Source organism: Streptomyces sp. WAC03905 (genome assembly GCF_057371075.1).
Genome location: NZ_JBXYDZ010000003.1, coordinates 7,380,621 through 7,397,772 on the forward strand (window position 1 = coordinate 7,380,621; position 17,152 = coordinate 7,397,772).

Consider the following 17,152-nt stretch of genomic DNA (forward strand, 5'->3'; position numbering starts at 1 on the left):
AGTCGCCCCGGCTCAGGAGCCGGGTTCTTCGGGCCCGCCCTCGATCTGCTCCTGGGTGATGATCTGAAGCTCGTTGGTGCGCTCGTTGCGGATTCGGTAGACCGCGTGCGGGCCGGGGTCTCGCACTTCCTCGATCCGGCCGCGGTGCACGTCCTCACGGCCGTCGCGGTAGGTGACCCTGTCCTTCTCGGCGGGAGCCATGGAATCCTCCTCCGGACGGCGGGGGCCGGGCCTCGTCGCCCGACACCGGCGCGCCCTGCGAAGCTGGTCAGCCCCGCCGGGAGCGGGGCTGCGAGTTTCGTCTGCCCGCGCCCGGACCTCCCACACCTGCCGCGGGCCACCGGCTTGCCGCGCCGCCGCGGACGGACGCCCGGTGCCGACCGGACGTCGGCGACGCCCGGCCCGGTCAGCCCGACGGGCGCGCATGAACGCCAGGCGGCGGGGCAGGTGCCCCGGGCACGCATCCGGCGCGCGAGACGAACCGGTACCGAACCGGGCGCTGACTCCCAGAGGTGGAACATGACCTCGAACCGAGCGGGCACAGGTCCCGCGGACCCCACTGCCGACGGCCAGGACCGGGCGGCCCCCTGGACCGATTTCCAGCGGGTCATGGAGCAGATGTTCGACCTCCTGGAGGGTGGCTCCCGTCAGGGCGACGCAGCCCCCGCGCAGCCCAGGGCGCCGCGCCGCACCCGCGGCCCGGGCGGCGGCAAGCGGTGAGGCTGCGGCCGCGGCGACGATGAACGCGGGGCACTCCGCCGATCACACCATCGGGGGCGCCTACGACGGGACGCCGCCCGGACCGGACGCGCTTGCGGAGCTGGCGCGGTGGGTGGGCATCGCGTCCGTCTCCTCCGATCCGGAGCGCGCCGCCGACGTCCGCAGGTCCGCCCGCTGGCTGGTCGACACCCTCCGCCGCGCGGGCTTTCCCCGAGCGGAGGTGTGGGAGACGGCAGGCCTTCCGGCCGTGTACGGCTGCCGACCGGCTGCCGACCCCGACGCGCCGGCCCTGCTCGTCTACAGCCACCACGACGTGCACGCCGTGGACCCCTCCGAGTGGCGGATCGCACCGCCCTTCGCGCCCCTGTACGACCGCGAGAAGGGCCGCCTCCACGGGCGGGGCGCCTCGGATGCCAAGGGGCAGATCATGTGCCACCTGTGGGCTCTGGGCGCGCACCTCGCCGAGCGGGAGGCGGCCGCCCCGGCCGTCACGGTGAAGTACCTGGTCGAGGGCGAGGAGGAGATCGGCTCGGTGCACCTCGCCGACCTGCTGGAGCAGCACGCGGACGACCTGGGCGCGGACGTGGTCATGGTGTCCGACTCCATGTTGTGGTCGTTGGACGAACCGGCCGTCTGCGGTGTGGTCCGCGGGTCGGTCACCGCGACCCTCACCGTCCGAGGGGCCCGGCGCGACTGCCACAGCGGGGCCCTGTCGGGCGCCGCCTCCAACGCGGCTTCCGAGCTGTGCAGGATGCTCGACCTGCTCACCGACGGGTCGGGACGGGTCACCCTGCCCGGCTTCTACGACGCCGTGGCCGAGCCCGCTCCGGCGCTGCGCGCCTCGCTGGACACGCTGCCCTTCGATCTCGCGGCCTGGCTGGCCGCCACCGGTACGTTCGCCGCGGACGGCGAAACCGGCTTCTCCGTGCCGGAACGCCTGTGGACCCGCCCCTCCGTCGAGATCGCCCGGCTCACGGCCGGCCGAACGGGCGCTCCGGCGCTCGGACTCATCCCGGCGGAGGCGTCCGCGGACCTGCTGTTCCGGCTCGTCCCCGACCAGCGGGCCGACCCGGTCGCCGGCCAGCTCCGAGCCTGGGTGCGAGGGCACCGCCGGCCGGGCTACGCCTACCACCTGGAGGTCTCCCCGACCATCTCGGACCCCTACCGGACACCCCCGGAGCACCCCGCCCTCGCCGCACTGCACCAGGCGGTCGGACACGCCTACGGGGCTCCGGCCCGCCCCATCGGCAACGGCGGGGCCGCCCCCGCCGCGCAGCTCGCGCGGGCCTGCGGGGCCCCGGTGCTCTTCTTCGGCACGGGCCTCCCGGGTGACCGGTGGCACGGCCCCGACGAGCACGTCGACATCCGCGCCCTCGGCCTCGGAACCCGTGCGCTGACCCGGTTCCTCGGGGAGCTGGGCACCCTGCCCGGTCGGGTGTGAGGACCCCGCCCTTCCGCCCGGAGGAGCGCGTTCCGCTTGAAAGCCCCAGGTGCGGGCAGGCGCGATACATGTCGATCGCCCGTTCGGGCCGGCTCGCACGGGCCGGCCGAACCGGCACAGGAGTGCAGAAGCATGGCTTACGCGACCTGGTCCGCCGACAAGAGCGGAGTCTGCCGGGCGCCCCGGGGCGTCGAGGCGCACGGAGGTGCCTCATGTGCGGCCTGAGCGGAGAGGTGAGGTTCGACGGCAGGCGCCCCGACCTCGCCGCAGTCGAACGAATGACCGATGAGATGGAGCCGCGCGGACCCGACGGCAGAGGAATCTGGTCGCAGGCGGCGGTCGCCCTGGGCCACCGGCGCCTGCAGATCATCGACCTGTCGGAGCGTGGCGCCCAGCCCATGGTCGACGCCCAGCTGGGTCTCACCGTCGTGTTCAACGGCTGCATCTACAACCACCGCGAGCTGCGCGCCCGCCTGGAGAAGCACGGCTACCGCTTCTTCTCGGACTCCGACACCGAGGTCGTCGTCAAGGCGTACGCGGAGTGGGGCCGGGACTGCGTCGACTTCTTCGTCGGCATGTTCGCCTTCGCCGTCGCCGAGCACCGCACCGGACGCGTCGTCCTGGGCCGTGACCGGCTGGGCATCAAGCCCCTCTATGTCACCGAGGACTGCGACCGCCTGCGCTTCGCCTCCTCACTGCCGGCCCTGCTGGCCGGCGGGGGAGTGGACACGTCCATCGACCCCGCGGCCCTCCACCAGTACCTGAGCTGGCACGGCACGGTGGTCGCACCCCGCACGGTGCTGGCCGGCGTACGCAAGATCCCGCCGGCGACCGTCCGGGTCGTCGAGCCCGACGGCACCTCCCACGACCACTGCTACTGGCAGCCCTCCTACATGCGGCGTTCCGAGCTCGGGGACGACCCCGTCCTCTGGCGCGAGGCCGTGCACGACGCCCTGCGCACCGCGGTACGTCGGCGCACGGTCGCCGACGTACCCGTCGGCGTGCTGCTGTCCGGCGGTCTGGACTCCAGCCTGATGGTGGCCATGCTCGCCGAGGAGGGGCACGCCGACGTGCCGACCTTCGCCATGGGCTTCGAGGAGGAGAACGGCGAGGACGGCGACGAGTTCCTGTACTCGGACCTCGTGGCCCGCCGGTTCTCGACCGACCACCACCAGTTCCTGATCCCCTCCGACCGGCTCCCCACCGCCCTCGAAGCCGCGATCGGATCCATGAGCGAGCCCATGGTCAGCCACGACGCCGTCGCGTTCCACATGCTGTCCGAACAGGTCTCCAAAGAGGTGAAGGTCGTCCTGTGCGGCCAGGGCGCGGACGAGGTGTTCGCCGGCTACCACTGGTATCCGCAGATCGCCTCCGCCACCCGGGCCGGAGCGGACGACGCCTACGCCCGCGCGTACTTCGACCGGACGCACGCCGACCTCACCGCGATGATCAGTCCGGACCTCGTCACCGACCACGACGCCTCCACGGACTTCGTCCGCCGCCACATGGCCACGCCGGGAGCCGACACCGCACTCGACGCCGCCCTGCGCATGGACGTCCACGCCCTCATGCCGGACGACCCGGTCAAGCGGGTCGACAACATGACGATGGCCTGGGGACTGGAGGCCAGGGTGCCGTTCCTCGACCAGGACCTCGTGGAGCTGGCCGCGGCCTGCCCGCCGGGGCTGAAGCTCGCGCAGGGCGGCAAGGCGGTTCTCAAGGACGTCGGACGTGCGGTCCTGCCCCGAGAGGTCGTCGACCGCCCCAAGGGCTACTTCCCCGTACCCGCCGTGCGCCACATGGCGCGACCCGTACTGGCCCGGGTACGGGACGCCCTGACGGCCCCCGAGGCGCGACGGCGCGGGATCTTCGACGAGCGCCTCGTCGACGAGCTGCTCGCGGCGCCCAACCGCCACCGGGCGAGGCGCGGGGCCAACACCCTGTGGCAGGTCGCGACGCTGGAGATCTGGCTGCAGGCGCACGGCATCCGGTGACGTACCGCGGTGGGATGTCGGCGCCGAGTGGTGGGAACACTCGGGAAGAGGAAGCCTGGGAGAGGTGGCCATGCCCCTGGAGCGGACGGACCTGCTGGATCACGCACTCGGTGCGGCGGGCGCAGCCGCGTCGGCCCCCGGCACGACGGGGGCCGACGCGGTGTCCCCCGACGCCGCCTCCCCCGCGCCGGTACCCGCGCGGCTGCCCGACCACCTCAGCGCCGACCCGCCCACGCTGCTCACGGCCCACGGATGCTGGTACCCCTCGGCGGACCCCACCGGCCAGCACGTCGCCTTCATCTGCGACCGGGCCGGCGTACCCCAGTTGTGGAGCGGTCCCGCCCGGGGGAGCGAGGCCCACGTCCTGGACGGCGACCCCGACCCGGTGACCGAGGTCTCCTGGTCGCCCGACGGGCGCTGGATCGCCTACACGTCCGCGCCCGGCGGCGGCGAGCACACCCGTGTCCTCGTGGTGCGCCCGGACGGAACCGGACGGCAGGTGCTGGCCGGAGCCGAGCCCGGAAGCTCGGCGCACCTCGGGTGCTGGACCCGCGACGGCACCGCCCTGGCCGTCACCGTCGCCCAGCCCTCCGTCTCCGGTGCCGAGCACACCGGAGCGGGACACCTCCCGTCGGACGTCGACGGTGCCCCGGCGCCCGGCGGCGTGTGGAGCCCCGGCGGGGCCTGGTCCGACCGCGGAGGCCCCGCCACCCTCCTCGCGGGCGCGGCGGCGCACCGGGCCTTCGCGGCCACGGGCCCCGCACCCGCCTCCGGCCAGGTCCGGGGCGGGGGTCTGGCCGCCTACCTCGTCGACCCGGACGGGGCGCACGCGCCCGTCCTGCTGTACGGCGAGGAGGGGGCGGCGTCGCTGCGCGTGTGCGACACGAGCCCGGACGGCCGCTTCGCGCTCGTCCGCCGTGGTCCGCGAGGCCGCCGCGAGGCCCTCGTGCTCGACACCGCCTCCGGCCGTTCGACCTTCTCCCTGCACGTCGCCGACGGGGACCCGTGGATCGGGAGGTTCTCCGCCGACGCGCGGACCGTCTGGGTGCGCAGCGACACGGACCGCGAGTTCGCGGCGCTCCTGGAGGTCCGGCTGGACGAGGAGGGCGCCGGCCGGGCCGTTTCCGTGGCGGTCGAACGCGAAGGGGTCGGCCTCGACCTGCTGAGCGTGCCCGACCACGGCCGGTGGGCGCTCCTCGCCTGGAACGTCCACGGGGCGACCGAGCTGGAGAGCGTGGGACTGCCGCTCACCGACGAGGACGGCGCTCCCGGCCCCCGGCACCGGCCGGACCTGCCGCACGAGGTCGTCACCCGCATCGCGCCCCTGGAGCGCGGCGGCCTGTTCGCCGCACTGGCCGGTTCCCGGCGCCGGCCCGGCATCTGGGAACTGGACCAGGGGCTCGTGCCCGCGCGCGCCGGCTGGTCGGCCCGCGACGAGGACGCGGTGCCGCCCGGTCGGCCTCCCGTCCGCCCGGTGCCCCTGCGCTGCCGCGCCCGGGACGGCCTGACGCTGGGCGGCTGGTACTACCGCGCGCCCGGCCGGGATCCGGGCCGCGGCCCCGTGCGTCATCCACCTGCACGGCGGTCCCGAGGAACAGGAGCGGCCGGTGTTCAGCCCGCTCTACCACGAACTCCTCGGCCGGGGCCTGGACGTCTTCGCCCCCGACGTCCGGGGCTCCTCCGGCTGGGGACGCTCCTTCGTGGACGCCGACCTCGGCGCCGGCCGGTTCGCCGCGATCGCCGACGTCGCCGACTGCGCCGCGCACGTGGTCGCCCTCGGCTACGCCGATCCCGTACGGCTGGGGGTGATGGGGCGCAGTTACGGCGGCTACCTCACCATGGCCTCCCTCGTGTGGCATCCGGAGCTCTTCCGTGCCGGGGTGGCGGTCTGCGGGATGTCGGACTTCGCGACGTTCTTTGCCGGCACGGAACCGTGGATCGCCCAGTCCGCCACCGCCAAGTACGGCCATCCGGAACACGACCGGGAGCTGTTGCGCACCCTGTCCCCGATGAGCCGCATCGACCAACTGCGGGCACCGGTGCTGGCCGTCCACGGCGAACACGACACCAACGTGCCACCGACGGAGTCCGAGCAGTTCGTCCGCGCCGCACGCGGCCGCGGGATTCCCGCACGGCAGCTGACCCTGCGGGACGAGGGGCACGAGTTCCTGCGGGCGGACAACAGGAGGCTCTACCGGCGGGCCGCCGCGGACTGGCTGGAACGGTACCTGGGAGGCGGCCCGGCCCGCTGACAGGGCCGCCCGCGTATCGACGTCGAGGACTTGGCGCACCGTGGCGGGTCCAGGACGAGAGAGGGGGTCGCGGCATTGGTGCCCGCGTTGTCGAGCTGTTCAGGGCTCCGTCCGGGGCGGTCAGCCTTCGACCCCGGTGGAGGTGTGGGCGGCGCCGACCGGTTTGGACTCCGGGGAGCCGCGCTGGCGCAGGTACACGGACAGGATGACCATGGCCGCCACGGCCAGGAGCTCCGACTGCCAGTTCTGCAGCGTCCTGTTCCAGAAGTCCGCCGAGACCACGTAACCGCCCCATCCGACCGGGTCCTGGAGCTGGCCCAGCTGTTGATCGTTGTTCGCGGCCGTGCCCGTGATCGACTGCGCCGCCCAGGAGAGGGCGAACACCCCGCCCATGACCAGGCCCAGCGAGCGCGCGTACACGCCCTGGCGCCAGTCCTTCGTGCCGGCCCAGCGGGGCGATTCCTCCGTGGCGTGGTCGCCGACGCGCTGCTCCCGGTCGGATTCCGTACCGATCTTGTGGAGTTCCTTGGACTCCGGCGACCCGCGCTGGACGAGCCAGACGGTCCCGAAGATGTAGAGGGAGAACTGCAGGAACTCGGACTGCCAGTTCTCGGTGACGTCCACGGCGAAGTCCGACGACGTCACGTACTGGCCCAGGCTGATCCGCTGGAGACCGTCGACGGTGAGCTGTTCGTTGAACTCGGCGTGTCCGGCGAGCGCCTGTCCGAGGAGGACGATGAGGAACGCGGTGCCGAAGGCCAGCGTGAGGCTGTTGTCCCTCCAGAAGTTCCCGGGCCGGTTGCGGTCCTGCCCGTGTCGGTTCACCGGTGCATCGCCCCGATCGCGATGAAGTACCCCAGCCCGCCCACGATCACGACCAGGCAGGCTGCGAACAGTCCCCGCATGTCAACCGCCTTTCACCAGACACCGGTAGGGTTCGTCGCCCTGAGGGGTGCAGCCGGCGGCGACCACCCGCCAGCCACCGGTGAACTGCGAGAGGAACAGCGTCTGCGTTCCGGCACGGACCAGGGCCTGCCGGCCGTAGACCTGCGGTGTGTCGATCGCCGCCGACACCGGCAGCTCCTGGCCGCCGAGGGACTGCGGGCACGTCTGCTTCTCGTCCTGCTCCAGCTGGGTGCGCGTCCCCGGGGCCAGCAGTGCGCACGCCGCCGCGTAGTCGTGGGAGGCCAGGGCCGCCTCGAAGACGCGCACCGTGTCGCGGGCGCCGTCCACCCGCACCGCGGACGCTCCGCAGCCGGCGAGGAGCGCGACGGCCAGCACGGTCGAGGCCCCGCCGCCGAACACCCGTCGAGCGGTGCGTCGCCGCGGCGACCGCCGGCCTCCGCTCCGAGTTGCCGGCCGGGTCCGGTGACCCGGTTGCGTCCCACGGCCTTGCGGACGTCGGGGAACCAGTCCTTCTCCTCTTCCTCCAAGTGGTGCGTCCATGTACGTCCTCCTCCGAGCCGGTGGGCTCGAACTGGGCGGTGTTCTGTCCGGTCAGCCGGCGGGCCGGTCCATCCTCACCGCGACACGACCGTGCTGCGGGGCACGTGGCCGTGGCCCCGGCCCCGGTCACTCGAGTGGCGGCGCCGGGAGCGGCGGCCGGGCCCCGGGGCGTCACGGCTGCTCCGGGGTGTCGTCGCCGGGCCGCAGATCGGCGGGACGGGCCACGTGGTCGGGGTGGCCGGCCGTCCGGCGGGCCTCCTTCATCTCCGCTTCGAAGAGGTGCTGCCTGCCCGAGACGAGTGCCTCGACCGCCTGCCGTTCGAGACTCTTGAACGCCTCGTAGTACGTACGGTCGTACGCTTCCACGATCTGGAAGGTCCAGTGCCCCGGGATGACGTTGCGTCCCAGGATGTCCTCCTCCACCCGATCGGCCCAATCCTCGTGTCCCGCCTCCCGCAGCAGCCGGACAGCGCGGTCCAGTTCCAGGTCCGCCGTGCCCGTCAGCTGGTGGAATCCGTAGAGGTGGCCCCGGGCGCGCTCCACCGTCTCCAGTGCCTTCGACAAGGAGCCCAGCGCCTCCACCGTGAGGTCGCCGACTCCATCGGGGCGTCGGTGTTCGTGGTCGGGGCCGCCCCCGTCGCGTCGCGTCATACTTCGCCAGTGCCCCGCCCGGCCGGTGCCATACGCCTTCCGGCCCTCGTGTCGCCCGAAGGCACCAGACGCGCCCGGTCGCGGGGGACCGGCGCGCCGCGCGGGGCCGTCCGAGGACGGTGTCGACCGGGAAGACGGCCGGGCGCACGGGTCGGCAGGACCGTAGGGGCCGACCTCGGACCGTCGCCCGGCACGTGACCGCGTCAGCGCCTGCGGCTCCGGCCGCGGGCCGCCCAGCCATGGCCGATACCGGCGACGTGGAGCGCGAGCGCGGCGAGACCGATCAGCATGATGTTGGTGGAACTCAGCACGTCGTTGGTGGCGATGCCGGCCGCGTTGATCAGGAACGCGATGAAGAACAGCACTGCGGCGGTGATTCCGAGCATGTCCATGCCCCTTTCGTCAGGTGAGGGGCGTGTGCCCGGTGCCCGTGCGTTCATGAGCCGCGTCCGGCCGGGGTACACCGGGCCGGGCCGGACGGGGGTGGCCGCATGGCCCGGGCGCGGCCGGGGCAGGTGCGGGGCATCTGACAGCTCGATGCACAGGCGGCGACATGCGAAGCGTAGGCGTGGAAGAAGAACTGCTGCTGGTGGACGCCGACAGCGGGGTTCCTCTCGCCGTGTCGGGAGCGGTCCTGGCGGCCGCGGAACGCCGGACCTGGCAGCGATCCGGTGCCGGCGGCGCGGCGGAACACGAGTTCGAGAAGGAACTGCACAAGGAGCAGCTGGAGTTCGCCACCAAACCGATCACGCAGATGGGCGAGCTCCATGAGGAGATCGTTCGTATCCGGGGCGAGGCGGCCCGCCACGCGGCGACTGCCGGCGCCGTGGTCGCGGCGGTCGCCACCTCGCCCCTGCCCGTGCAGCCGTCACTCAGCGTGGGCCGGCGCTACCGCTGGCTGGGGGAGCAGTTCGGTCTCACGGCGCAGGAGCAGCTCACCTGCGGGTGTCACGTGCACGTGTCGGTCGCCTCGGAGGAGGAGGGCGTCGCCGTCCTCGACCGCATCAGGCCGTGGCTGGCCGTGCTGACGGCAATGAGCGCGAACTCCCCCTTCTGGCAGGGCGAGGACAGCGGGTACGCCGGCTACCGCAGCCGGGTGTGGAACCGCTGGCCCTCCGCCGGCCCCGTCGGCATCTTCGGCTCGGCCGACCGCTACCACGAGCAGGTCCGCGAGATGATCGACACCGGCGTGCTGCGCGACGAGGGCATGATCTACTTCGACGCCCGGCTGTCGGCCACCTACCCCACCGTCGAGATCCGGGTCGCGGACGTCTGCCTGGACGCCTCCACACCGGTCCTGCTCGCCGCCCTCATCCGCGGTCTGGTGGAGACGGCGGCCCGCGCCTGGCAGGACGGGCAACCGCCGGCCCGGGTCGACACGAGCCTGCTGCGCCTGGCCAACTGGCGTGCCGCCCGCTCCGGCCTGGACGGACCGCTGCTGCACCCCGAAACGATGCGGGAGACGTCCGCCGAGCACGCCGTCGACGCGCTGTACCAGCACGTGCGCGAGGCGCTGAAGGACCACGATGACGACGAACGCGTCCGTGAGGCCATCGCGCGACTGCACGCGGAGGGGAACGGCGCCCGCGTCCAGCGGCGGCTCCACGCCGAGCGCCAGGACCTCGGGTCCGTCGTCACCCGGTGCGCGGAGTTGACGATCACGTCGTGAGCGTGCGGTGGTGCTGACGGGGCAGACGCGACCCATGGTGATGTCGACGCAGAGGACAGGAGCGCGATGAGCAAGCAGAGGCAGCAGCACGAGCGGACCACGACCCCTCCCTCGCAGGCGCCCGGCGAGAGCGGCGACGAGGAGGCGCGCAAGGAAGCGGACGAGGCCGCGCTCACCGAGACGAACGAGGGCGAGGCGGGAGACGCGCTGACCCCGAACAGCGGTGCGCAGCGCAGGGCCGCCGAGAAGACCGGCGACGCCGGGATGCCCGAATAGCAGCGAGCAGGACCGGACGGAGCGGGTCCCACCACCCGGCAGGGCGGTGGGACCCGTCGTCGGTGGGGCCGTGCCGTGCTCCGAGGGCGTCAGACGCGCTGGGCCCGGTGGAGAAGAGCCGGCCATCCGTGCAGCCGCAGGGCGGCACGGGCGGCGTTCGCGCCCGGAGCGCCGTGGACGCCGCCGCCGGGGTGTGCGGCCGCCGAGGCCAGGTAGAGCCGCTTCACGGGGGTTTCGGGCCGACCGGTCCCGGGAGTGGGCCGGAAGACGAGCTGCTGGTGCAGGGCCGTGGTGCCGTTGTTGATGGCGCCGTTGTGCAGGTTCTCGTCCATGGCCTGCAAGGTGGTGGGCGCAAGGATCCGGCGGGCGCCGATCAGGTCACGGAAGCCGGGCGCGAACCGTTCCACCTGGGCTTCCACGCGGTCGGCCATGGCCCGCTGTTCGCGGGCGTCCCAGCGGCCGGTGATGCCGTCGGGGCCGGCGTCGGCGGTGATGTCCTGCGGGAGGTGGGTGTAGGCCCACGCCGACTCCGTGCCGGCCGGTGACCGGCTGGGGTCCGCGGTGGTCATCTGGCCGAACAGGGTGAACGGCTCGTCGGGGACCTGGCCGGCGGCGATCTGCGCGGCGAAGCGGGTGAGCCCGTCGACACCGCTGGCGAGGTGGACGGTGCCCGCGCCGGCCGCTCCCGGGGCCGTCCACGGCACCGGTCCCGTCAGCGCCCAGTCGATCTTGAAGGTGGCGAAGTCCCAGTGGAAGCGTTCCAGATCGCGCGCCAGGCGGGACGGGAGGTGTTCCTCGCCGACCAGTTCCCTGTACAGCGCGGGCGCCGAGGTGTCGGCCAGGACCGCCCGGTGGGCGGCGACGCCCTCACCGCCCGCCGTCCGGACCCCGACCGCGGTGCCGTTCCGTACGACCACGGCCGCCACCCGCTCACCGCAGCGCAGGACGCCGCCGCGGCGGCGCAGCCGGTTCACGAGCGCCGCGGTGAGCGCGCCGGCCCCGCCGACGGGGACCGGGAACCCGTGGCTCTGCCCGAGCATCGACATGAGCCAGCCGAAACCGCCGCTGCCCGCCGCCTCGGGAGCCAGATCCGCGTGCAGGGCGTTCCCGGCGAGCAGGATCCGGCCGCCCTCCCCGGAGAACTCCTCCTCGCCCAGGCGGCGTACCGGCAGGGCCAGCTTCCGGGCCAGCCGCAGACCGCCGGAGGCGCGCAGCCTCGCAGCCAGTCGCAACCCGGACCGGACCGGGGGGAAGGGCGTGAACAGGGCCTGTACGAGGTCCGGCCCGAGCCGGCTCCACGTGCGGTACAGCTCCCTCCAGGCGTCGCCGTCCTCCGCGGCGAACCCGGCCAGACCGGCGCAGGTGTCCTCGACCCGGCGTTCCAGCACCGCGCACCGCCCGTCGGGCAGCGGATGGGCCAGAACGGCGGGGGCGTGGCTCCAGCGCAGGCCCTCGGCCGCCAGGTCGAGGCGGGCGAGGACCGGCGAGGCCGCGGCGAGCGGGTAGAAGGCGCTGAACACGTCCGAGACGTAGTCGGGGTGCACCCGGCGGTCACTGCGCACGGCCCCGCCCGGCTCTTCCTGCGCCTCCAGGACCTCCACGCTCCAGCCCGCGTCGACGAGCACGTTCGCGGCCACCAGCCCGTTCGGGCCGGCGCCGATCACCACCGCGTCAGGCACGGAAGTACGCTCCCACTCGCGGTCAGTGGCCGAGGGCGTTCTTGAGCTGCTGCTTGGTCATCGTGGAACGGCCTTCGATGCCGCGCTTCTTCGCCTCCTGGTAGAGGTCGTCCTTGGTGCGTCCGGAGGAGCTGCCGCCGCCACCGCCGCCGGACTTCTCGCCGCCGCGCTGCGAGGCGGACTTGCCCTGGGTCGAGCTGCTGCTCGCGGTCTTGCTCTCTCCCGAACGCGCGCGTTCCTTGTTCACCGTCCGGGAGGCCATCTCCTTGGCGCGGTCCTCGGACATCCCGCGCTCCTTCCCGGACTCCTTGATGTGCTCGTACTGGCGCTCGCGCTTGGGGCTGGATCCTCGCGGCATGACCGATCCCTTCATCGACGTGGTCTCACACGGTCATGCTGCGCGTACCCAGAAAACCTGGCATTCCACGTGAAACGGACCGGATTTCGGTTGGGGGTGGCACAGCGGGTCGCCGGCCAGCCGGTCGCGTCCTGCCCTCAGAGTCCGGCCGCCGCCTTTTCGCGCTGCCGCTCCCAGGCCCGGGCGGCGAGTCCCGCATCGGTGAGGACATCGGCCGCCGTACAGGCCAGTGCCTCGGCCGCGGCGAGCATCACCTCGCGTCCACGGTCCGACGCCGCGGCGCGGGTGAAGGCCGGGGTGTGGTCCGACGCCCCGTCGCCCACTATGGCGACGAACGGGTGGATGGCGGGCACCCGGTTGCTGACGTCACCGATGTCGGACGACCCGAGGAACACTCCGCCGACGGGTTCGGTCAACCGGATGCCCGAACGTCCGATGTGCAGGCCGAACCGGTCCGAGAGGACGTCGTTGTCGCGGAAATGGGCGTAACCCCTGCCCAGCCGCGTCGCATCGACCCCGGTGCCGGTCGCGGCCGCGACCCCTTCGGCCCACCGGCCCAGGTCCGCGACCAGGGCGTCCAGCGCGGTGCCCGTGGCCGCGCGCAGCCCGAACAGGCCTTCGGCGTAGGCCGGTACGACGTTGGTCGCGACACCTCCCTCCGTCACGATCCCCTGGACGTGCGAGCCCGGAGGGAACCTCCTGCTCATCACCGCTGCCGTGTTGAACAGCTGGACGAGGGCCGCCAAGGCGTCGATCCCACCGGTGGGATCGCCCGTCGGATGGGCCGCCCGGCCGTGGAACCCCACCCGGACCTGCGTCTGCGCGGTCAGCGGCGCCCAGGACCAGTCGTGGACGCCCGGATGGAACATCAGCGCCGCGTCGACCCCGTCGAACACGCCGGCCTCCGCCAGGGCGACCTTGCCGCCGCCGCGCTCCTCCGCCGGAGTTCCCACGGCGAGCACCGCCCCCTCCAGCCCCCCGGTCTCCTGGACACCGCGCAGAGCCAGCGCCGCCCCCAGCCCCGCCGCGGCGATCAGGTTGTGCCCGCACGCGTGACCCAGGTCGGGAAGCGCGTCGTACTCCAGCAACAGGGCCACGCAGCGACCCCGTCCCCGGGCCGTGCGGGCCAGGAAGGCCGTGTCGAGGCCGGCCGCTCCGCGTTCGACGGCGAAACCCGCCCGCCGGAGTTCACCGGTGAGCCGCGCGGCCGCGCGGTGTTCCTCATAGGCGAGTTCGGGGTCCGCGTGCAGTGCGCGGGCGACCGCCCACATGTCGTCCGCCCGGCGGCGGCATTCCCGTCGCAGTCGCGCGTACAGGTCCTCCGGAGGGTCTTGCGCCTCGGCCAGGTCGTCCACGTCCGCCTCCTCGCGGTCTCCTGACCGCTTCTGTCCGCAGGACGGCCGTTCACGCTCGGCGCGGAGCCGGCGCTGCCGGCCCTGCGGATGGCCGCCGCCTCGCGCGGTCGGCGGGTGGGGGAAGGCGGAGTGATCGTGGCCTGGGAGACTGCTCGGTATGGATATCGATCGCAGGAACAACATCACGGTCACCGGCAATCCCCAGGGGCCGACGGTCGTGCTGGCCCACGGGTTCGGCTGTGATCAGAACATGTGGCGGCTCACCGTGCCCGCCCTGGCCGCCGACTACCGGGTGGTGCTCTTCGACTACGTCGGCTCCGGCCGCTCCGACCTGGCCGCCTTCTCCGAGGACCGCTACGCCTCCCTGACCGGCTATGCCGCCGACGTCGTGGAGGTGTGCGAGGCGCTGGACCTGCGCGACGCGGTGTTCGTGGGGCATTCGGTCAGCGCGATGATCGGGGTGCTGGCCGCGGCCGCGGCCCCGGAGCGGATCGGCGCGCTGGTGATGGTCGCCCCCTCTCCGCGGTACATCGACGACATCGGCTACCGCGGCGGGTTCAGCGTGCAGGACATCGACGAGCTGCTGGAATCCCTGGAATCCAACTACCTGGGGTGGTCGGCGGCGATGGCTCCCGTGATCATGGGCAACGAGGACCGGCCCGAGCTGGGGGAGGAGCTGACGAACAGCTTCTGCGCCACCGACCCGGACGCGGCGCGGGTCTTCGCCCGCACCACCTTCCTGTCCGACTCGCGCAACGACCTGAAGGACGTGCGGGTGCCGACCCTCGTGCTGGAATGCGCCCGGGACGTCATCGCCCCCCGCGAGGTCGGGGCCTTCGTCCACCACGCGGTGCCCGGTTCGACGCTGGTCACCCTCGACGCCACCGGGCACTGCCCCCACCTGTCCGCGCCCGAGGCCACCAACCAGGCGATCACGGACTTCCTGGCCGGCCTGCGGTGATGTGCGCCGCCGGGCAGCTGCCCGATCCGCCCCCACCCGGAGCCGACCACGAAGAGGGCTCGTACGCGGCGTTCGCCGCGCTGCTGGAGGACAGCGCCGAGGAACTGTACGAGAACGCACCCTGCGGGTACCTGTCCACGCTGATGGACGGCACCATCGCCAAGATCAACAACACCCTCCTGGGGTGGATCGGCCTGGACCGCGAAGCCGTGGTGAGCCGGATGCGCTTCACCGACCTCCTCACCGTCGGCGGCAGGCTGTACCACGAGACGCACTACGCGCCGCTGCTGCGGATGCAGGGCGAGATCGGCGGCATCGCCCTGGAGATCCGGCAGTCGGACGGCACCCGGCGGCCCGTACTGGTCTCCTCCGCGGTCAAGTACGGAGACTCCGGCGACCCGCTGCTGATCCGTACCACCGTCTTCGACGCCCGTGACCGCCGCGCCTACGAGGAGGAACTCCTGCGCGCCCGTCAGGCGGCCGAAGAAGCCCGCCGCCAGGCGGAAGCCGACCGCGCCAGGCTGCAGGACGCCCTCGCCGTACTCCAGGCGTCACTGCTGCCCGGCGCCCTGCCGGCCGTCCCCGGACTGGAAGCGGCCGCCCACTACCGCACCGCGTCCCCCGACCGGCTCGGCGGCGACTTCTACGACCTCTTCCCCATCGACGGCCGGCGCTTCGGCTTCTTCCTCGGGGACGTCTGCGGCAAGGGTCCCCAAGCGGCGGCCGTCACCTCCCTGACCCGCTACACCCTGCGCACCGCCGCACTGCACGACCCCGATCCCGTTGCCGCGCTCACCACCCTCAACCGGGTTTTCCACGAGCACTACGCCGGTGGCGACCTCCGCTACTGCACCGCCGTCTTCGGCCTGCTCGAACCCGACCCCGCCACCGGCACGGTCGCCGTCCGGCTCGCCGCGGGCGGACACCCTCCGGCCCTGGTCCTGCGGGCCGACGGCACGGCCGACTTCCTGCCCACTCCCGGCGGCCTCCTGATCGGCGTCCTGCCCGCCGCCCGGTTCACCGCCGCCACCACCCTCCTCGGCCCGGGCGACACCCTTCTGCTCTACACCGACGGGCTCACCGAAGCCCGCACGGGCCCGGACCGCGCCGCTCTGTACGGGGACGAGGCCCTGCGCCACTTCACCGCCGGCCACGCCGGCAAACCCCCGCGCGCCGTCATCGAGGCCCTGAACGGCCTGTTGGACGATTTCGGTGACGGCCTCGACGACGACGCCGCACTCCTCGCCCTCGGCGTACCCGCTGCCCCCTCCGCGACCGAGAAGACCGGATGAGCCACCTGAAGATCACACTCCGAGACGCCCCGGCCGGCCCGGTCCTCACCGTCGCCGGAGACCTCGACTACGCCACGGCCGACGAGCTGCGCGACCGCGTCACCGGCCTCGCCCTCCAGCCGCGCCAACGGCTCGTCGTGGACCTCGCCGGGCTGGACTTCTGCGACTCCAGCGGCCTCACCGCCCTGTTGGTGGCGCGCAACCACGCCCATGCCGCCGGCGCCGGCATCGTCCTGACCGCCGTTCCCGCCAACACCCTGCGCATCCTGCGCATCGTCGGCCTCGACCAGGTCTTCACCCTCCGGCCGGACGTCGACAGTGCCGCCGGGCCGCCCTGACCTGCGGCGGACGATCGTCTCCCGCGGGGTTCAGCCATGATCGGTTGGGTAGGCGACGGCCACGACACCGCTCGGACCTGCGAAAGGCGAACACCCATGCTGATGGCTCACCCGGCCGTGCTGCCCGGCCTCGTCGACCGGTACTGGGCGCTGGCCGTACTCGATGCCGCCGAAGACGGCTCGCCCGTACGCGGGGAGCTCGAAGCGGTCGAGCGTGCCCTGTGCGTGGCCACCGGCACGACGGACGTGCACGCGGCCCTGATCGCCGCCCGCCACCACCTGCCCGGCGCCGGCGCCCTCGACGACTCCGTGCTCGCCCCCGGCTGACGGGACCGCCGTCGCGGACACGGCCCGGGAATCGGGCGGCGCGGGGGACGGGGTGGCGCGGGGGATGGGGCGGCGCGGCGTGGGTAGGCGCCGGATACCCAGCCGCCCCGCCGGCAGGGCGGGCGCGGCCTCCGAGGTGAGGGAGACCGACATGTCCGCACCCGTTCCGAACCCGGACCCGCGCGGCACCACCCGTCCCTCCGGCGGGGTCCCGCCCGGCGAGACACCGCCCGGCGAGTCGAGCACCGGCTCCGGCGCCGGGCCGTACCGCCCGCTGACCCGGGGCTGGGGCAAGGGACCCCTCGTGCTGATCTGCCTGGTGGCCCTGGCGTGCGCCCTCTTCTTCCTCGCCTACGCGATCATGCTGAACGTCTGAACGGGGATCCCCGGCCA

18 protein-coding genes and 1 pseudogene are annotated in these 17,152 nt (G+C 73.4%); 11 read left to right on the top strand and 8 right to left on the bottom strand.

Features of this window, described 5'->3' with window-relative positions; translation table 11 throughout:
- Nucleotides 1-12: 12 nt before the first annotated feature.
- A complete protein-coding gene (locus tag AC2RP6_RS35900) occupies nucleotides 13-201 on the bottom strand; it encodes a hypothetical protein (protein ID WP_486449995.1) in 189 nt (62 codons plus the stop codon).
- 318 nt (nucleotides 202-519) lie between these two features.
- Between AC2RP6_RS35900 and AC2RP6_RS35905 the strand changes: the two genes are divergently transcribed.
- From AC2RP6_RS35905 to AC2RP6_RS35920, 4 genes and pseudogenes are all read left to right on the top strand, one after another.
- Nucleotides 520-720 carry a hypothetical protein gene (locus AC2RP6_RS35905; RefSeq protein WP_486449996.1) on the top strand — a complete coding sequence of 67 codons (201 nt, stop codon included), beginning with the start codon at nucleotides 520-522 and terminating at the stop codon, nucleotides 718-720.
- Between the two features lie 19 nt (nucleotides 721-739).
- Nucleotides 740-2,161: a M20/M25/M40 family metallo-hydrolase gene (locus tag AC2RP6_RS35910; protein ID WP_486449997.1), complete on the top strand. Its 1,422-nt coding sequence runs from the start codon at nucleotides 740-742 to the stop codon at nucleotides 2,159-2,161.
- Nucleotides 2,162-2,373: 212 nt separating this feature from the next.
- On the top strand, nucleotides 2,374-4,155 hold the full coding sequence (locus AC2RP6_RS35915) for an N-acetylglutaminylglutamine amidotransferase (RefSeq protein WP_486449998.1): 1,782 nt from the start codon (nucleotides 2,374-2,376) through the stop codon (nucleotides 4,153-4,155).
- Nucleotides 4,156-4,225: 70 nt separating this feature from the next.
- Nucleotides 4,226-6,407: pseudogene (locus tag AC2RP6_RS35920) on the top strand (S9 family peptidase).
- A 120-nt stretch (nucleotides 6,408-6,527) separates the two neighbouring features.
- Here AC2RP6_RS35920 and AC2RP6_RS35925 read toward each other — a convergent pair.
- From AC2RP6_RS35925 to AC2RP6_RS35940, 4 genes are all read right to left on the bottom strand, one after another.
- Nucleotides 6,528-7,232 (bottom strand): DUF6766 family protein, encoded by a 705-nt coding sequence (locus tag AC2RP6_RS35925; RefSeq protein ID WP_486449999.1) that lies wholly within the window; start codon nucleotides 7,230-7,232, stop codon nucleotides 6,528-6,530.
- An 81-nt stretch (nucleotides 7,233-7,313) separates the two neighbouring features.
- A complete protein-coding gene (locus AC2RP6_RS35930) occupies nucleotides 7,314-7,712 on the bottom strand; it encodes a hypothetical protein (RefSeq protein ID WP_486450000.1) in 399 nt (132 codons plus the stop codon).
- Between the two features lie 312 nt (nucleotides 7,713-8,024).
- The gene (locus AC2RP6_RS35935; RefSeq protein WP_486450001.1) at nucleotides 8,025-8,504 is read right to left on the bottom strand and encodes a hypothetical protein; all 480 of its coding nucleotides are present in this window, start codon (nucleotides 8,502-8,504) and stop codon (nucleotides 8,025-8,027) included.
- A gap of 203 nt (nucleotides 8,505-8,707) precedes the next feature.
- Nucleotides 8,708-8,890 carry a hypothetical protein gene (locus AC2RP6_RS35940; RefSeq protein WP_486450570.1) on the bottom strand — a complete coding sequence of 61 codons (183 nt, stop codon included), beginning with the start codon at nucleotides 8,888-8,890 and terminating at the stop codon, nucleotides 8,708-8,710.
- Between the two features lie 167 nt (nucleotides 8,891-9,057).
- Here AC2RP6_RS35940 and AC2RP6_RS35945 point away from each other — a divergent pair, with 167 nt between their 5' ends.
- Together AC2RP6_RS35945 and AC2RP6_RS35950 are read left to right on the top strand one after the other, a co-directional pair.
- Nucleotides 9,058-10,173, top strand: coding sequence for a glutamate--cysteine ligase (locus tag AC2RP6_RS35945; RefSeq protein WP_486450002.1), 1,116 nt, complete (start codon nucleotides 9,058-9,060; stop codon nucleotides 10,171-10,173).
- A gap of 66 nt (nucleotides 10,174-10,239) precedes the next feature.
- Nucleotides 10,240-10,449: a hypothetical protein gene (locus tag AC2RP6_RS35950; RefSeq protein ID WP_486450003.1), complete on the top strand. Its 210-nt coding sequence runs from the start codon at nucleotides 10,240-10,242 to the stop codon at nucleotides 10,447-10,449.
- Nucleotides 10,450-10,538: 89 nt separating this feature from the next.
- Here AC2RP6_RS35950 and AC2RP6_RS35955 read toward each other — a convergent pair whose 3' ends face one another.
- The 3 genes from AC2RP6_RS35955 to AC2RP6_RS35965 all read right to left on the bottom strand — a co-directional run bounded on the left by AC2RP6_RS35955 (nucleotide 10,539) and on the right by AC2RP6_RS35965 (nucleotide 13,757).
- Complete coding sequence (locus AC2RP6_RS35955; protein WP_486450004.1) at nucleotides 10,539-12,128, bottom strand: phytoene desaturase family protein; 1,590 nt, start codon at nucleotides 12,126-12,128, stop codon at nucleotides 10,539-10,541.
- A gap of 22 nt (nucleotides 12,129-12,150) precedes the next feature.
- A complete protein-coding gene (locus AC2RP6_RS35960; RefSeq protein WP_486450005.1) occupies nucleotides 12,151-12,486 on the bottom strand; it encodes a plasmid stabilization protein in 336 nt (111 codons plus the stop codon).
- Nucleotides 12,487-12,623: 137 nt separating this feature from the next.
- Complete coding sequence (locus AC2RP6_RS35965) at nucleotides 12,624-13,757, bottom strand: amidohydrolase (protein ID WP_486450571.1); 1,134 nt, start codon at nucleotides 13,755-13,757, stop codon at nucleotides 12,624-12,626.
- Nucleotides 13,758-13,998: 241 nt separating this feature from the next.
- On the opposite strand from AC2RP6_RS35965, the gene AC2RP6_RS35970 reads away from it, so the two are divergent.
- From AC2RP6_RS35970 to AC2RP6_RS35990, 5 genes are all read left to right on the top strand, one after another.
- Nucleotides 13,999-14,802, top strand: a complete 804-nt coding sequence (locus tag AC2RP6_RS35970) for an alpha/beta fold hydrolase (protein WP_486450006.1) — start codon at nucleotides 13,999-14,001, stop codon at nucleotides 14,800-14,802.
- Nucleotides 14,802-16,094, top strand: coding sequence for a PP2C family protein-serine/threonine phosphatase (locus AC2RP6_RS35975; RefSeq protein WP_486450007.1), 1,293 nt, complete (start codon nucleotides 14,802-14,804; stop codon nucleotides 16,092-16,094). Before AC2RP6_RS35970 ends, AC2RP6_RS35975 begins: the two co-directional genes overlap by 1 nt.
- On the top strand, nucleotides 16,091-16,432 hold the full coding sequence (locus tag AC2RP6_RS35980; protein WP_486450008.1) for an STAS domain-containing protein: 342 nt from the start codon (nucleotides 16,091-16,093) through the stop codon (nucleotides 16,430-16,432). The genes AC2RP6_RS35975 and AC2RP6_RS35980 overlap by 4 nt, the downstream gene beginning before the upstream one ends.
- Before the next feature lie 96 nt (nucleotides 16,433-16,528).
- Nucleotides 16,529-16,759 (top strand): DUF5133 domain-containing protein, encoded by a 231-nt coding sequence (locus AC2RP6_RS35985; protein WP_486450009.1) that lies wholly within the window; start codon nucleotides 16,529-16,531, stop codon nucleotides 16,757-16,759.
- A gap of 151 nt (nucleotides 16,760-16,910) precedes the next feature.
- On the top strand, nucleotides 16,911-17,135 hold the full coding sequence (locus tag AC2RP6_RS35990) for a DUF6480 family protein (RefSeq protein WP_486450010.1): 225 nt from the start codon (nucleotides 16,911-16,913) through the stop codon (nucleotides 17,133-17,135).
- Nucleotides 17,136-17,152: the final 17 nt, after the last annotated feature.

Excerpts from the sequence above, each read along its gene's own strand:
- AC2RP6_RS35905 (WP_486449996.1), top strand. The coding sequence starts at position 520 with ATGACCTCGAACCGAGCGGGCACAGGTCCCGCGGACCCCACTGCCGAC.
- AC2RP6_RS35980 (WP_486450008.1), top strand. The coding sequence starts at position 16,091 with ATGAGCCACCTGAAGATCACACTCCGAGACGCCCCGGCCGGCCCGGTC.
- AC2RP6_RS35940 (WP_486450570.1), bottom strand. The coding sequence starts at position 8,890 with ATGCTCGGAATCACCGCCGCAGTGCTGTTCTTCATCGCGTTCCTGATC.
- AC2RP6_RS35960 (WP_486450005.1), bottom strand. The coding sequence starts at position 12,486 with ATGCCGCGAGGATCCAGCCCCAAGCGCGAGCGCCAGTACGAGCACATC.
- AC2RP6_RS35990 (WP_486450010.1), top strand. The coding sequence starts at position 16,911 with ATGTCCGCACCCGTTCCGAACCCGGACCCGCGCGGCACCACCCGTCCC.
- AC2RP6_RS35910 (WP_486449997.1), top strand. The coding sequence starts at position 740 with ATGAACGCGGGGCACTCCGCCGATCACACCATCGGGGGCGCCTACGAC.
- AC2RP6_RS35985 (WP_486450009.1), top strand. The coding sequence starts at position 16,529 with ATGCTGATGGCTCACCCGGCCGTGCTGCCCGGCCTCGTCGACCGGTAC.
- AC2RP6_RS35950 (WP_486450003.1), top strand. The coding sequence starts at position 10,240 with ATGAGCAAGCAGAGGCAGCAGCACGAGCGGACCACGACCCCTCCCTCG.
- AC2RP6_RS35935 (WP_486450001.1), bottom strand. The coding sequence starts at position 8,504 with ATGACGCGACGCGACGGGGGCGGCCCCGACCACGAACACCGACGCCCC.
- AC2RP6_RS35975 (WP_486450007.1), top strand. The coding sequence starts at position 14,802 with ATGTGCGCCGCCGGGCAGCTGCCCGATCCGCCCCCACCCGGAGCCGAC.
- AC2RP6_RS35965 (WP_486450571.1), bottom strand. The coding sequence starts at position 13,757 with ATGTGGGCGGTCGCCCGCGCACTGCACGCGGACCCCGAACTCGCCTAT.
- AC2RP6_RS35915 (WP_486449998.1), top strand. The coding sequence starts at position 2,374 with ATGTGCGGCCTGAGCGGAGAGGTGAGGTTCGACGGCAGGCGCCCCGAC.
- AC2RP6_RS35945 (WP_486450002.1), top strand. The coding sequence starts at position 9,058 with ATGCGAAGCGTAGGCGTGGAAGAAGAACTGCTGCTGGTGGACGCCGAC.
- AC2RP6_RS35900 (WP_486449995.1), bottom strand. The coding sequence starts at position 201 with ATGGCTCCCGCCGAGAAGGACAGGGTCACCTACCGCGACGGCCGTGAG.
- AC2RP6_RS35970 (WP_486450006.1), top strand. The coding sequence starts at position 13,999 with ATGGATATCGATCGCAGGAACAACATCACGGTCACCGGCAATCCCCAG.